Origin of the sequence: Halomonas sp. JB37, from assembly GCF_002332255.1 — a bacterium.
GTDB classification, from domain to species: domain Bacteria; phylum Pseudomonadota; class Gammaproteobacteria; order Pseudomonadales; family Halomonadaceae; genus Vreelandella; species Vreelandella casei.
This window is the reverse complement of record NZ_NRGW01000001.1, coordinates 222,153-234,729: the sequence shown is the minus strand read 5'-3', so window position 1 is coordinate 234,729 and position 12,577 is coordinate 222,153. Positions and strand designations below refer to the sequence as shown.

The window sequence follows — 12,577 nt, the reverse complement described above, 5'->3', positions numbered from 1 at the left end:
GTTGTTAAAAAGGATGCAGTGCCCCTAGGGTAGCGTAGAGCTACAAGTGTCGGTTAGGAGGCTATATAAGAATGATCTGAATGATGAGAATTTGTCACTTGAATAAGTGATTCTGACTAGAATTGACAACAATGCATTTACTTAGTAAGTAATACACGTTGATATGGAGCAAGGAGTCCGCCATGGATCTCGCGAAAATTGGTGATGAGGTGGCTTGCAGCTGCAAAGGGGGCCCTCATCGTATTGTTACTGGTGCTCCAACGGCTAAAGTCGATGGCATTCCCATCGCAAGGGTCGGTGACAATAGTTCTTGTGGCGCCAGTATCACCGTTGGTGTGGCTTGGTATGTCATAGAGGGCTCGCCAGCTGCTATATATGGCAGTACCACTTCTTGCGGCGGGCGGATACTTACAAGCTCAAGTACTGAGGTGGATTCGCCTACTGCGTCGGCTGCCAATTTACCCAGCGAGCTTCCTAAGTTCTTTAATGAGCACTTTCGCCTTATCAATGCAGCTGGAGAGCCCGTAGCTGGTATGGAGTATCTGATTGTAAGAGAGAACGGTGAGCAACTGAGTGGTATTAGCAATGCCCAAGGGCTTACACGTCTGGTGTCCGATCATGATAAACCCGAAAAGCTTAAGGTTTATATAAAAGAGGGGCGGTCCGTATGAGCGAAGCCACAACCCTCCCTGAACAAGATGGTTATACGCATCTTGGTGATTTTCTCTCTACTCTAAGCAGCAGTGTTGAGCCGCAAAACGTCGAAATACCTGCACAAAAATATCGCGAGTTCTCTGAGCCTTTCTTGAAAGTTCGGCCTGATTACATGTTGGCAGAAGGAGTAGGTGTTCACGCTTCTTATAACCTTCGGGGCCATGTCACGGTAAGCGGCAATACATTAAATGTTAGTGCTATGGGGCGCACTGCCGCCAGCAGCGTAGGCTCAGTAAATTGGTTCGTATCAGCCAAAATTCTTGATGGTGTGCTGGATATTGCCAACCAAAATCTGGATAGGGAAGGCGTTTCCGCATGGCCTAATGACGACTTCACTCCTATTGGTCATGCTAGCTTTACGTTACCCATGTCACCTCGCTGCTTGACGCTTCAGCTTGTTGGCGGTTATTTCTTTTCCAATGGCCCAGGCAATTTAGCATCAGGAACAACAGATATCACCTTCGAGATCGAGGTTGAACCACGGTGAAGAAAGTCCTACTTATAACGGTGGTCACGCTATCACTTATGGCATGTTCCTTGGCCAACGGTGAGACACCTGCAGAATATCTTGAGCGCGCAAGTACAGAACTCACTGATGCACGGGGCGATAAGAGACGACTAGAAGATGTGCTCATGGTTTATAAAGAAGGGTTGGAACACTATCCTAATCATTCTGAATTGCTCAGTAGCCGTGCGCAGCTCCTTATAAGTCTTGGCCGATATGAGGAAGCCAAACTTGATTTGGATGATCTCTATTCAAGAGAATTAAACAACGAGGAAATGCTTCTGCGCTGCATGCTTATTGAGCGCCTGGATGGAGTCACAGGCGAAGCGAGAGCCTGCTATGGTGAAACAGAAAGTGCTTATGATAATGACACTAATAACCAACTTGACGCGAACTATATTCTTGCGGCACATTTAGCTGAATCGCCACAGTCTGATTCACTCTTATTGAAATGGCAGGCTAGCGATGATCCCATGAAGAATCCAATGCTAGAAGAAATGCTGGAATTAGAGAGAGGATCTCTCATTCAGCAGTTGTTGCCTTAGGTGTTATTAGCTATCAGAATTTTAAACTCTTCATCTAGGCCTTTCGGTTATATGTAAGAGAGGAGCTACTACTATTTAACTATTATTGTAAATGTAGTAGTGCATCGCTCCTTCGTTAGCAGATGTTGTTATTTGCTTTTGATATTCTTTAATCTGCCATGCGTTTTCCCGTGGCACTATTAAAAGGATGCAGCGATTCGCGGGTCACAAAAAATCGCAGAGTTTCACCTTCGGCGACCGGCGGCTGGCCCGAAACGCGAATGACGATGGGCTGGTCGCTTCCGGCAAGCGTTACGTACAGGTGGCTTTCGGCACCGGCGGCTTCAAATAGCGCAAGGGTTGATTCGACGATTAAGTGGGGCGCGGCAGGGGGTATTAAGTGCATATCATCAGGACGAATGCCGACGATATCGGTGCCTTCTGGCAAGTCATCCAGCAGGCCGCTGGCGCCTTTTTCCATTAGATAGTCCACCGGCAGCATGTTCATGGCGGGGGAGCCGATAAATCCTGCAACGAATAGGGTTGCCGGTCTCGCATAAATTTCCATTGGCGTGCCGACTTGCTCAATCCGCCCGGCATTTAAAACGACTAAACGGTCACCTAGCGTCATGGCTTCTAGCTGGTCGTGGGTGACGTACAGGCTGGTTGTTTTCAAGCGCCGTTGGAGCTGCTTAATTTCGACACGCATCTGTACGCGCAGCTTGGCATCCAGATTAGACAGCGGCTCGTCGAACAAAAACGCGGCGGGATCGCGAACGAGCGCCCGTCCCATCGCAACGCGCTGGCGCTGGCCGCCGGAGAGCTTGCGCGGCTTGCGTTCTAGGAACTCCTCAATTTCGAGCATTTTGGCCGCTTTACGCACGCGTTCTTCGATCTCGGGCTTTTTGAAGCCACGGTTTTTCAGTCCGTAAGCGAGATTGTTGTACACCGTCATATGTGGATAAAGCGCGTAGTTCTGAAACACCATGGCAATATCGCGTTCGGCGGGTTCGAGTTTATTGACCACGCGATCGCCGATTTTCAGCGTGCCTTCGGTAATCGTTTCAAGCCCGGCCACCATGCGCAAAAGCGTCGACTTTCCGCAGCCTGAAGGGCCTACCAGCACCACAAACTCGCCGTCTTTAATCGCTAGATTGATGCCCTTTACCGCATGCACATCGCCCGCGTAGGTTTTCTCAAGCCCTTCCAAGGTAATGCTAGCCATCTTATTTCTCCGTCTCGGTCAGACCTTTCACAAACATTTTTTGCATGAACAGCACCACCAGCACCGGCGGCAGCATGGCAAGCGTGACCGTTGCCATAATCAGGTTCCAGGCGGGTACGCGGTCGGATGAGGCCATCAGCCGCTTGATGCCCAGCACGATGGTGTAGAAGTCTTCGTCGGTGGTGACCAGCAGTGGCCACAGGTACTGCACCCAGCCGTAGATGAACATGATTACGAAAAGCGCGGCGATATTGGTGATCGATACCGGCAGCAGAATGTCCTTAAAGAACTTCATCGGCCCTGCGCCGTCCACCCGGCTCGCTTCCATCAGCTCTTCAGGCACGGTCATGAAGAACTGGCGGAATAGAAAGGTCGCGGTAGCTGAGGCAATCAATGGCAGCGTCAAACCCGCGTAAGAGTTGAGCATGCCCAGGTCGGCAACGACCGCGTAGGTAGGAATGATGCGCACCTCCACCGGCAGCATCAGCGTGATGAAGATTATCCAGAATGCCAGCATGCGAAACCGGAAGCGGAAATAGACAATCGCAAAGGCGGAGAGGATCGAAATACTGATCTTGCCGATGGCAATGGTCAGCGCCATGATCAGCGAGTTGCCCAGCATCAGCCACACCGGCGGCGTGCCGCCCACCTGCCAGCCCGAGCCCAGCATCTGTTTATAGGAGGCCCACATATTGTCACCGGGAAGCAGCGGCAACACGCCGCGCACGAAGGCGCTGGATTCGTGGGTGGAGGCAATAAACGCCACGTAGACCGGAAACGCTACAACCAACACGCCAGCGATCAGCACCAGGTGGGTCAGAATATTCAGAAAGGGTCTGTTTTCAACCATGTGTATATCCAGTCATGTTCATGCTCAACCAAGTAAATAGGCGTAAGAGTTAATAATTGACCCGACGCTCCACATATCGGAACTGGATAAACGTCAGAATGATCACAATGCCCATCAGCAGCACCGACTGCGCGGATGAGGAACCAATATTCAGCCCCGCCACACCGTCGGTGTAGACCTTGTAGACCAGCGTCATGGTGGCCTGGCCTGGCCCGCCAGCAGTGGTGGCGTCAATCACCCCGAAGGTGTCGAACATCACGTAGTTGATATTGATGATCAGCAAAAAGAAGGTAGTGGGCGATAAAAGCGGCAGCACGATGGTCCAGAAGCGCTTGAAGGGCCCCGCGCCATCAATGGCTGCCGCCTCCATCAGCGACTGCGGCACCGATTGCAGTCCGGCCAGAAAAAACAGAAAGTTATAGGAAATCTGCTTCCAGGCGGCTGCAATGGTGATCAAAATCATCGCCTGAGTGCCCGAAACGCGGTGGTTCCAGCTGATGCCGAACCAGTCAAGCAGATGCGGTAAAAGGCCGATGGTGGGATTGAACAGAAACCACCACAGCACCCCGGCAACCACCGGGGCGACGGCGTAAGGCCAGACCAGCAGCGTGGTGTAGAACTTGGCGCTCTTCAGTACGCGGTTGACACAAACGGCGAGTAAAAGCGCCAGGCTCATCGAAAGAACCGTCACCGAGAGGGAAAAAATCGCGGTGCGCCCTAGCGCATTCAGGTAGCTGGGGTCGGCCAGAATACGTGCATAGTTCTCAAGGCCGATGAACGTCGTCTTGAAGCCAAACGCATCGGTACGCTCGAAACTCGATTTGACCGCCTGGCTTGCCGGCCAGATAAAAAACACCAGCGTGATCGCTAATTGCGGCGCCAAGAGTAAAAAAGGGAGCCACCGATTTTGATAGGTGGAGCGTTTGGTCTGCATGGCACATCCTGTCTTGCTATCGTTGGTGCGGCTGGCCGCTGTGGACAGCGGCCAGGAAGTAAGCCATCCCATAGGCTCTGGTGATCAGGGCGTATGAGATGGCTCCTATAACAAACCCCGGCTATAAAAGCCGGGGTTTTTAGTGCGTGCAACGTGGGGTTATTTGTTCGCTGACTCAAAGTCGCGCAGGATCTGATTGCCGCGGCGTGCCGCGTCATCCAGGGCTTGCTGGCCGCTCTTGTCGCCTGCCAGTACGGCCTGGAATTCTTCGTCCAGAACCATGCGCACCTGTGGGTAGTTACCAAAACGCAGGCCTTTGGAGTTTTCCGTAGGCTCGTTTAAGTTGATCTGCTCGATGGCGATATCCGCGCCCGGGTTCTCGTCGTAGTAACCCTGCTCCTGGCTCAGCTCATAAGCGGCGGTGGTAATCGGCAGGTAGCCGGTGCCCTGGTGCCATTCGGCCTGAACTTCGGGTAAGGAGAGATACTCAAGGAATTCGGCAACGCCTGCGTACTCGCTTTCTTCGTGGCCGGAAAGCACCCACAGGGTCGCGCCGCCAATGATGGAGTTCTGCGGTGCGCCGTCCACGTCATCATAGTAAGGCAGCATGCCAAAGCCCACGTCGAAGTCGGAGTTGGCCAGCACGTCGGCCCGCGACGCTGACGAGTTCATGTACATCGCGCAGTCGCTTGAGTAGAACGAGGGCGCCGCGTCCGGGCCGTTCGCCGGGCCTGCGTAGCTGTAAACGCCGCTATCCGACCACTCTTTCAACTGATCCCAAAAGCGCGCCTGCACCTCACCGTTGAAGACGAACTCGGTATCCAGTCCGCCGAAGCCGTTTTCCTGGGTGCCGATAGGCTGGTTGTGCAGCGCTGAGAAGTTCTCAAGTCCCACCCAGTTGGCGGCATAGGCCATGGTGAAGCCACAGGAGGCTGCGCCCTCGTCGACGATTTGCTGGCCCATCTCGCCCATTTCTTGCCAAGTGGTCGGTGGCGTTTCCGGGTCGAGGCCAGCGGCTTCAAAAATGGCTTTGTTGTAGTAAAGAATCGGCGTGGACGAGTTGAATGGCATGGAGAGCATGTTGCCGTTTGTGTCGGTGTAGTAACCCGTCACTACGGGCAGGTAGTCGTCCGCGTCAAAGGTGTTGCCGTGCTCTTCCATCAGCTCGTAAACCGGGTATATGGCGCCCTGGGCGGCCATCATGGTGCCGGTGCCCACCTCGTAAATCTGTACGAGGTGCGGCTGCTCGCCTGCGCGGAAGGCGGCAATGGTGTTGACCATGGTCTGTTCGTATTCACCTCGGTAGGAGGGCGTGACACGGTACTCATCCTGAGTGGCATTGAAGTCTTCGGCCAGCGCGCTCAAACGATCGCCCAGCTCGCCGCCCATGGAGTGCCACCAAGTTATTTCGGTCGCTGCGTGAGCCGACAAGCTAAGGCTTGCCGCTGCGATACCTACTGAGAGGGCGTGCAACGTAAAACGAGACATAACAGCTCCTTGTGAGCCTGAATTTCATCAGGCAGTGCAGTACGTTTTTTAGGATTTTTGAATGCACTGAACAATAGAAAGTGTAGGTGACGTTTTGATGAATGCGAGGTGAATACGAAATGAAATTCAGCATCAGATAAGCAGAGTAGGTTTCATAAGGTGGGAGTGGTAGGGTTAGCGTCATATCACTTGAGAAAGAGAAGATCATGTCTGACACCATCGCGCTTTTGGAAAAACTGGTCGCCTTTGACACCACCTCTAGCGAATCTAATTTAGCGTTGATTGAGTACGTTGAAGGTTACTTGGCAGAGTACGGCGTTAGCGCTGACCGCGTGATGAGCCCTTGTGGCACCAAAGCCAACCTGGTCGCCAGAATTGGCCCTGATGCACCGGGTGGCGTCATGCTTTCTGGACACACTGACGTGGTGCCGGTAGCAGGGCAGCCGTGGTCGAGTGACCCGTTCACGCTGCGCGATGGTGGCGATGGGCGTTTGTATGGGCGTGGCACCTGCGATATGAAAGGCTTTATTGCCTGCGTGTTGGCCAGGGTGCCTACCTGGGTGAAAGCACCGTTGCAGCAGCCGATTTATTTAGGCTTCTCATACGATGAAGAAATTGGCTGTGTCGGCGCGCCGGACCTTATCCGTTTCTTTTGTGAACACTACTCACAAACGGCCAACGTCATTGTGGGTGAGCCAACCAGTATGCAGCCGGTGGTAGCGCAAAAGGGCGCAACGAACTTGCGTACCACGGTGATTGGTCGTGAAGCGCACAGCAGTCAGGTCAACCAGGGTACGTCAGCGATTCATGTGGCGGCGCGGCTAGTGACCGTTATTGAAGACACAATGGCAGCCTTAGTCGAAGAAGGGCGTGTGGATGAGGCCTTTAACGTGCCGCATACCAGCCTGCATGTAGGAAAAATTAAAGGCGGCACGGCGATCAATATTATGGCGCGAGAGTGCCAGTTTGATTGGGAAATCCGCCATTTGCCCACCGAAACGTTTGATTCGGTCTATGAGCGTTTCGATGCATTTTGCGCCCAGCTAACTGCCGAACTACAGGCGAAAGGCAAGCACGTTGAGATCACCACTACGCCCCTTAGCCCGACAGTGCCGGGGCTGGCTGATCGTGATAATGACTACGTTCTGCGTTTAGCCAAAGACCATTTGCCGGCTGCCTGCTGCAACCACGCAGTGGCTTACGCCACCGAGGCCGGGCAGTTTCAAGGCCAAGGCCTGCAAACTATTATCCTCGGCCCTGGCAGCATCGCTCAGGCGCACCAGCCCGATGAGTATGTCGAGATAGAACAGCTGCAAGCCTGCGATGATTTTCTAGCCAAGATGGGTAAAGCGCTAGAGCAGCCGTTTGCAGGCTGAGGTAAAGATGTTATGCCGCAGCCTATTGAAATGCGCATTTAGTACTGCTGTATGTTCTATCTCCATTAGAGTGAACCGTAATGTTTACGGTAAAAGCTTTGATACCATAAAGTTAGAAGCCATGGCCCTCTCGGTGCCATGGCTGGTTGTATGATTAACTGCAAACGCTACAGTGCGTGTTGTGATTTTTGGCGTTTCCACCGAACAAAAAGAGGTGATACCAGTGCCAGCAGAATTAAGCCCATAATAAGCAGTGAGAATGGGCGATCAAAGTAGTACCCCAGCATATTGCCTTTTGACATTACCAGCGATTGCCGGAAGCCGATTTCAGCCATAGCACCGAGTATCATAGCGAGCACAATGGCGGCCGTAGGAAAGTCGGTTTTCCTCATCATGTAGCCCAACAATCCAAACGCAGCCATGATGTACACATCGAACATACTATTGTTGATGGTGTAGGAGCCGACAACGGACAAAACCACAATGATCGGCGCAAGAATGGCAAAAGGCACAGAAGCTACCTTAACGACATACCTTGCCAATGCTAAGCCCACTATACCCATCAAGATATTCGCCAGCAGCAGCCCCACAATAATGGCATAGACAATATGAGCGTTGGCGGTGAATAACTCGTGTCCAGGCTGCAATCCATGAATATACAGACCTCCTAGCATAACCGCCGTTGCTGCGCTGCCGGGAATCCCCAATGTCAGCAGCGGAATCATGGCACCACCCGTCACGGCATTATTGGCTGTTTCAGCTGCAGCCAGTCCTTCAATGTCGCCTTTGCCAAAGCGATCGGGATTTTTGGCATTACGTTTGGCCTCATTGTAGGCCACCCAAGATGCGACATCGCCCCCTGCCCCTGGTAATGCCCCTACCAACACACCAATGATTGAGGATCGAGAAATAGTGCGTCGAAGTTTTCGCCACTCTTCTCGACTGGGAAAAAGATTGCCAGTCAACTTTGGTGCTTGGGACGCAAGGTTATTGGCTCCATGGAGCTTTTCAGCCTGAATCATGACTTGAGAAATTGAAAAGAGGCCAATCATAGCGGGAATCAGCGAAATGCCATTCTCTAGCTCGGCAACTCCAAAGGTAAAGCGCGGATAGGCAGTCATGACATCCACGCCTACTAGGCTGATGAGTAGACCCAACAGTCCTGCGGATAAGCCTTTTATCATTGCGCCGCTGGAAAGGCTGCCAATGATAGTCAAACCAAATATTGCGATCAGGAAATACTCAGGTGCACTGAAGCGTAATGAAATCTGTGCCAAAGGTGGTGCCAGTAACAACAATGCCACGACACTAACTACACCTCCTATTACGGAGCAAAGCGTGGATGTTCCCAATGCTTTCAGCCCTTCGCCACGCAGTGTCATTTGGTAACCATCCAATGCTGTGGCTGCTGATGCCGGCGTACCCGGCGTATGAATCAAGATAGCCGTAATGGATCCTCCATAGACGGCAGAAGCATATATAGCGGAAAGCAATACCATGGCTGCTACTGGCTGCTACTGGCTGCATGCCGAAAGTGACAGGAATCAATAGCGCAATACCCATTGTCGCGCTCAATCCTGGTAAAGCGCCGAGAAAGATACCTCCGAAGACACCCACGCATAGCATTAGCAACACATCTAGCGAGGCTAGCTGCGCGAGAACTGAAAATAATAGGGTCGTATCAATAGCCATGATCTCTCTCCTTTACAGCAATAAACCCGTGGGAAGCGCAATGCGTAGCTGCCAAACAAAGAGCAAATAAATGAAAGTGTTCATGATAAGGAGTACTAAAATAACTTGGACGTATGATCTCACGCCAAAGTAAATCATGAAGAAGATGGCCACGATCGAGCTGGCAGCAAAAAAGCCGAGAATGTTGATTAAGGCTATATAAAGGCAAAGTGCGATAAATGTGACGAGAGGGACACGAATATGCTTAAAAACAGGCGTTTGTTTAACTTCCTTTTTTTCGGCTGCCCATGTTTTAGATACCCCTGACCAAGTAATGAGAAACGAAAATATTATTAAGATAGTTAGAATAAGTTTAGGAAATAATGCAGGGTCAGACGGCATCTGAGCGGATAAAGTTAGAAATATTATTGAGAAAATCAGCATGGCCAAGCCGATTAACACGTCGGAGTGTAACGTTTTCATAAAAACACCTATTTTATTATTTTAGACGTTTCGCAACTAAGGTTCTGATCGTGATATGCACCGATATCACGATCAGTGATAGTTACCAACCAAGCAGGTTTTCAAGAGCGCGAACGCCTTGTTCTTCCTCTTCCAGCATTTCTCGATAGGAATCACCTGTTCGTATATCGACTAACAGCCCCAGCTCTTCCATTTTTGCTAAATGCTCAGGGTCTTGCATACCGTCAACAAAGGCTTCTTGTAGCTGTTCCAGCAGGGCGGGATCGGTGCCTTTAGGTGCCGCAATACCTCTTGCGGACCAAGAAATCACATCGGAGTAACCTAGCTCCTCTAGCGTAGGAACATCAGGGATAAAACCTGATCGCTCTGGTGCCATAACCGCAAGAATTTTTAAATCGCCATTACGATGCGCTATGTTGGTATCCCCAACATTCGAAAAATTTACATCAACGTGCCCGCCTTGAATAGCGGCGCGCTGCTCAGCCGTGCCCGTGGTATGGACGGGTACAAACTGCGTATTGTAGTGATGGTTCATCTTCAACATCGCAATATGGTCATCACCATTTGCTCCGGTTGTCGAGGCTGTCAATATGTTTGATTGGGCATAAGTGATTAACTCGTCAATAGTGTTAAAGCGGGTCTCATCTTTATTGATCGAAATGACGCCGTAGTCAGTGACATGATTCGCGATGAGTTCAAAATCATTCAGATCTATGTCGCGATGATACTGTGGATCCAGGTAGCCGGTGATCAAATTGGGAGTGTTTATATAGCCTAGGGTATAGCCGTCATTGGATGAGTTGAGTAACTGTGCCCAGCCTACCCAGCCTCCGCCGCCGGGTCGATTGATTATGTTAAGCGGTACCCCTAACTCACGATCTACTGCTGGAAACAGGATCCGCGCACCAACATCTGTATTTCCACCAGCCCCGAAGGAGATAATGGTGGAAATCGGCCTTTCTGGATAGCTATCCGCACCTGAAGAAACCGCAAACGTTATGTTGAATGCAAGACAGGAAAATATGCTAATTGCTTTTATAGTTTTCATTTAAAATCTCTCTAATGTTGTCTATGCCGCTATTTTGTAGTTGTTAATTTCTATTTTTAAGCTGTGGTTAAATTTAAATCTAAGCTAGTTTTAGTTTATTTAAAGTGTCTCTTAATCCTAGTAAGTCGACGGTGTTACTTCCTTGCTTTATTTTTTCACGGTATTGTGCTTCAGTGTTTTCGCGCTCTTGAGTTGCTTTAAGCACCGCTGCTAGGTTCTGTGGCGAAACTGCCACGACCCCATCTTCATCGCCAAAGATATAATCACCTGGGTTAATCACCGCATCACCGATGCAAAGAGGGATATTTATTTTTCCAGGCTGTTTTTTGGCTGTTCCTTTGATGCTTAAGCCGCGGCAAAAAACAGGGAATCCAAGTGTTTTTATTGCTTGGGCATCCCTAACCGAACCATTAATAATGAGGCCTGCAACGCCTTTACTGATTGCTTGTTCTGTGAGGATATCTCCCCATGGGCCTGCTTCAGTAAAGCGTTTTGCATCCACGACTAATACATCACCTGGCTGAATATGCAGTAGGGCGTAATGCAGCATGAGGTTATCGCCAGGGCGTATATCTACCGTGAACGCCGGTCCAAACACCTGCATTGTGTGACTGAGTGGTTTTATGCCGCTGTCGAGTGCTCCAATGGCACCTTGTGCTTCATAAATGGAAGCACTACCGAACTGACTGAGTTGTGAAGAGAGATGCGTATTTATCATTATTATGCTCCTGAGTTGACCTCAGTCCCACTATCATATATTTATTATCTTTAATAAATCAGCAAATTATGCAGATAAGTTCATAAAAAATGAATCTACGTCAGATGCTTTATTTCTGTGAAGTGGTCGATGCGGGTGGCGGCAGTGCTGCCGCAAGGCGGCTTTTTATCGCGCCGACAGCGATCAGCGCTCAGCTCGCTCTCTTGGAACAAAACCTGGGAGGCGAGTTATTTGATCGCACAACTCGTCCCATGCAGCTCACATCGCTTGGGAAGTTTTTTTATCCACGTGCAAAAGAGCTGTTAAGTCAGGCCTCACGATTGGAGCAAGAATCCAAACAGGTAGCCAGTGGCAGTGGCGGCTGGCTGGGGATAGGATTTATTCGCTCCACACTTTTTTCCTTGCTGCCCAGCGTGATTAAAAATTATCGAGTGCAGCATCCAGATGTTCATCTGGATCTTGTTGAGATATTGTCGGAATATCAGGAAGAAAGATTAAGACAACATCGCGTTGATGTGGGAATTGCTCGATTTATCGGTATGTTTGAGCGCCATTCTGATATGAATTATGAAGTCATAATCAACGATCCATTTATGGTCGCTTTACCTATTGATCACCCACTTGCTAAGCATGACACCTTTCCTATTCGCGCATTCAATCAAATTCCTTTCATTCTTTATCCAAAGGATGCCCGAAGTCCTTTCGGGCAAAAAATTCTTTCACACCTTGAAGAAAAAGGAGTGTGTCCTGCTGTTACACATGATGCGATTGAAATTCATACAGCATTGGCACTGGTAGGTGCAGGGTTGGGAGGAACACTGGTAAGTGGCTCAATTGCAATTAACAATCGAAGAGATGTTGTGTTTCTACCTGTCGATAATATTGAAATCAGCACAACGCTTGTTGCCGTCACGCGAAAGGGTGAAGAGAACCCCCTGTTAGATAGCTTTATGAGTATGCTGATTAGTAATGCTAAAGAAGAGATGCACTGATGCTCTAACAAAAATCCCACCCTGCTAAAGGGGGGGGATTGTTTTCAAA

13 protein-coding genes and 1 pseudogene are annotated in these 12,577 nt (G+C 50.3%); 5 read left to right on the top strand and 9 right to left on the bottom strand.

Features of this window, described 5'->3' with window-relative positions; all coding sequences use genetic code 11:
* Positions 1–182 precede the first annotated feature (182 nt).
* From CIK78_RS01150 to CIK78_RS01140, 3 genes are read left to right on the top strand one after another with little or no spacing between them, the layout of a single operon-like run.
* On the top strand, positions 183–671 hold the full coding sequence (locus tag CIK78_RS01150) for a PAAR domain-containing protein (protein WP_096276428.1): 489 nt from the start codon (positions 183–185) through the stop codon (positions 669–671).
* Positions 668–1,201 (top strand): hypothetical protein, encoded by a 534-nt coding sequence (locus CIK78_RS01145; protein ID WP_096276426.1) that lies wholly within the window; start codon positions 668–670, stop codon positions 1,199–1,201. Before CIK78_RS01150 ends, CIK78_RS01145 begins: the two co-directional genes overlap by 4 nt.
* Positions 1,202–1,251: 50 nt before the next feature.
* Positions 1,252–1,764, top strand: coding sequence for a tetratricopeptide repeat protein (locus CIK78_RS01140; RefSeq protein ID WP_141393015.1), 513 nt, complete (start codon positions 1,252–1,254; stop codon positions 1,762–1,764).
* Between the two features lie 148 nt (positions 1,765–1,912).
* Here CIK78_RS01140 and CIK78_RS01135 read toward each other — a convergent pair whose 3' ends face one another.
* The 4 genes from CIK78_RS01135 to ugpB all read right to left on the bottom strand — a co-directional run bounded on the left by CIK78_RS01135 (position 1,913) and on the right by ugpB (position 6,240).
* On the bottom strand, positions 1,913–2,968 hold the full coding sequence (locus tag CIK78_RS01135; RefSeq protein ID WP_096276422.1) for a sn-glycerol-3-phosphate import ATP-binding protein UgpC: 1,056 nt from the start codon (positions 2,966–2,968) through the stop codon (positions 1,913–1,915).
* 1 nt (position 2,969) lies between these two features.
* Positions 2,970–3,818 carry a sn-glycerol-3-phosphate ABC transporter permease UgpE gene (gene ugpE / locus CIK78_RS01130; protein WP_096276420.1) on the bottom strand — a complete coding sequence of 283 codons (849 nt, stop codon included), beginning with the start codon at positions 3,816–3,818 and terminating at the stop codon, positions 2,970–2,972.
* A 49-nt stretch (positions 3,819–3,867) separates the two neighbouring features.
* The gene (ugpA, locus tag CIK78_RS01125; protein WP_096276418.1) at positions 3,868–4,752 is read right to left on the bottom strand and encodes a sn-glycerol-3-phosphate ABC transporter permease UgpA; all 885 of its coding nucleotides are present in this window, start codon (positions 4,750–4,752) and stop codon (positions 3,868–3,870) included.
* 159 nt (positions 4,753–4,911) lie between these two features.
* Entirely contained in the window at positions 4,912–6,240 is a 1,329-nt protein-coding gene (gene ugpB / locus CIK78_RS01120; protein WP_096276416.1) for a sn-glycerol-3-phosphate ABC transporter substrate-binding protein UgpB, read from the bottom strand.
* 206 nt (positions 6,241–6,446) lie between these two features.
* Between ugpB and argE the strand changes: the two genes are divergently transcribed.
* Positions 6,447–7,616 carry an acetylornithine deacetylase gene (gene argE, locus CIK78_RS01115; protein WP_096276414.1) on the top strand — a complete coding sequence of 390 codons (1,170 nt, stop codon included), beginning with the start codon at positions 6,447–6,449 and terminating at the stop codon, positions 7,614–7,616.
* Between the two features lie 167 nt (positions 7,617–7,783).
* On the opposite strand, the gene CIK78_RS01110 is transcribed toward argE, so the two are convergent.
* The 5 genes and pseudogenes from CIK78_RS01110 to CIK78_RS01095 form a co-directional block, all read right to left on the bottom strand.
* Positions 7,784–9,115, bottom strand: coding sequence for a tripartite tricarboxylate transporter permease (locus CIK78_RS01110; protein WP_255249076.1), 1,332 nt, complete (start codon positions 9,113–9,115; stop codon positions 7,784–7,786).
* A gap of 74 nt (positions 9,116–9,189) precedes the next feature.
* Positions 9,190–9,242 (bottom strand): annotated as a pseudogene (locus CIK78_RS17970) (hypothetical protein); the annotation flags it as partial.
* A 78-nt stretch (positions 9,243–9,320) separates the two neighbouring features.
* Complete coding sequence (locus CIK78_RS01105; RefSeq protein WP_096276412.1) at positions 9,321–9,770, bottom strand: tripartite tricarboxylate transporter TctB family protein; 450 nt, start codon at positions 9,768–9,770, stop codon at positions 9,321–9,323.
* An 82-nt stretch (positions 9,771–9,852) separates the two neighbouring features.
* Positions 9,853–10,818: a tripartite tricarboxylate transporter substrate binding protein gene (locus CIK78_RS01100; protein ID WP_096276410.1), complete on the bottom strand. Its 966-nt coding sequence runs from the start codon at positions 10,816–10,818 to the stop codon at positions 9,853–9,855.
* Positions 10,819–10,897: 79 nt separating this feature from the next.
* Complete coding sequence (locus CIK78_RS01095; protein WP_096276408.1) at positions 10,898–11,536, bottom strand: 4-carboxy-4-hydroxy-2-oxoadipate aldolase/oxaloacetate decarboxylase; 639 nt, start codon at positions 11,534–11,536, stop codon at positions 10,898–10,900.
* 89 nt (positions 11,537–11,625) lie between these two features.
* Between CIK78_RS01095 and CIK78_RS01090 the strand changes: the two genes are divergently transcribed.
* Positions 11,626–12,528: a LysR family transcriptional regulator gene (locus CIK78_RS01090; protein WP_096276406.1), complete on the top strand. Its 903-nt coding sequence runs from the start codon at positions 11,626–11,628 to the stop codon at positions 12,526–12,528.
* Positions 12,529–12,577: the final 49 nt, after the last annotated feature.

Excerpts from the sequence above, each read along its gene's own strand:
- CIK78_RS01150 (WP_096276428.1), top strand. The coding sequence starts at position 183 with ATGGATCTCGCGAAAATTGGTGATGAGGTGGCTTGCAGCTGCAAAGGG.
- CIK78_RS01145 (WP_096276426.1), top strand. The coding sequence starts at position 668 with ATGAGCGAAGCCACAACCCTCCCTGAACAAGATGGTTATACGCATCTT.
- CIK78_RS01135 (WP_096276422.1), bottom strand. The coding sequence starts at position 2,968 with ATGGCTAGCATTACCTTGGAAGGGCTTGAGAAAACCTACGCGGGCGAT.
- ugpE (WP_096276420.1), bottom strand. The coding sequence starts at position 3,818 with ATGGTTGAAAACAGACCCTTTCTGAATATTCTGACCCACCTGGTGCTG.
- ugpA (WP_096276418.1), bottom strand. The coding sequence starts at position 4,752 with ATGCAGACCAAACGCTCCACCTATCAAAATCGGTGGCTCCCTTTTTTA.
- ugpB (WP_096276416.1), bottom strand. The coding sequence starts at position 6,240 with ATGTCTCGTTTTACGTTGCACGCCCTCTCAGTAGGTATCGCAGCGGCA.
- argE (WP_096276414.1), top strand. The coding sequence starts at position 6,447 with ATGTCTGACACCATCGCGCTTTTGGAAAAACTGGTCGCCTTTGACACC.
- CIK78_RS01110 (WP_255249076.1), bottom strand. The coding sequence starts at position 9,115 with ATGGTATTGCTTTCCGCTATATATGCTTCTGCCGTCTATGGAGGATCC.
- CIK78_RS01105 (WP_096276412.1), bottom strand. The coding sequence starts at position 9,770 with ATGAAAACGTTACACTCCGACGTGTTAATCGGCTTGGCCATGCTGATT.
- CIK78_RS01100 (WP_096276410.1), bottom strand. The coding sequence starts at position 10,818 with ATGAAAACTATAAAAGCAATTAGCATATTTTCCTGTCTTGCATTCAAC.
- CIK78_RS01095 (WP_096276408.1), bottom strand. The coding sequence starts at position 11,536 with ATGATAAATACGCATCTCTCTTCACAACTCAGTCAGTTCGGTAGTGCT.
- CIK78_RS01090 (WP_096276406.1), top strand. The coding sequence starts at position 11,626 with ATGAATCTACGTCAGATGCTTTATTTCTGTGAAGTGGTCGATGCGGGT.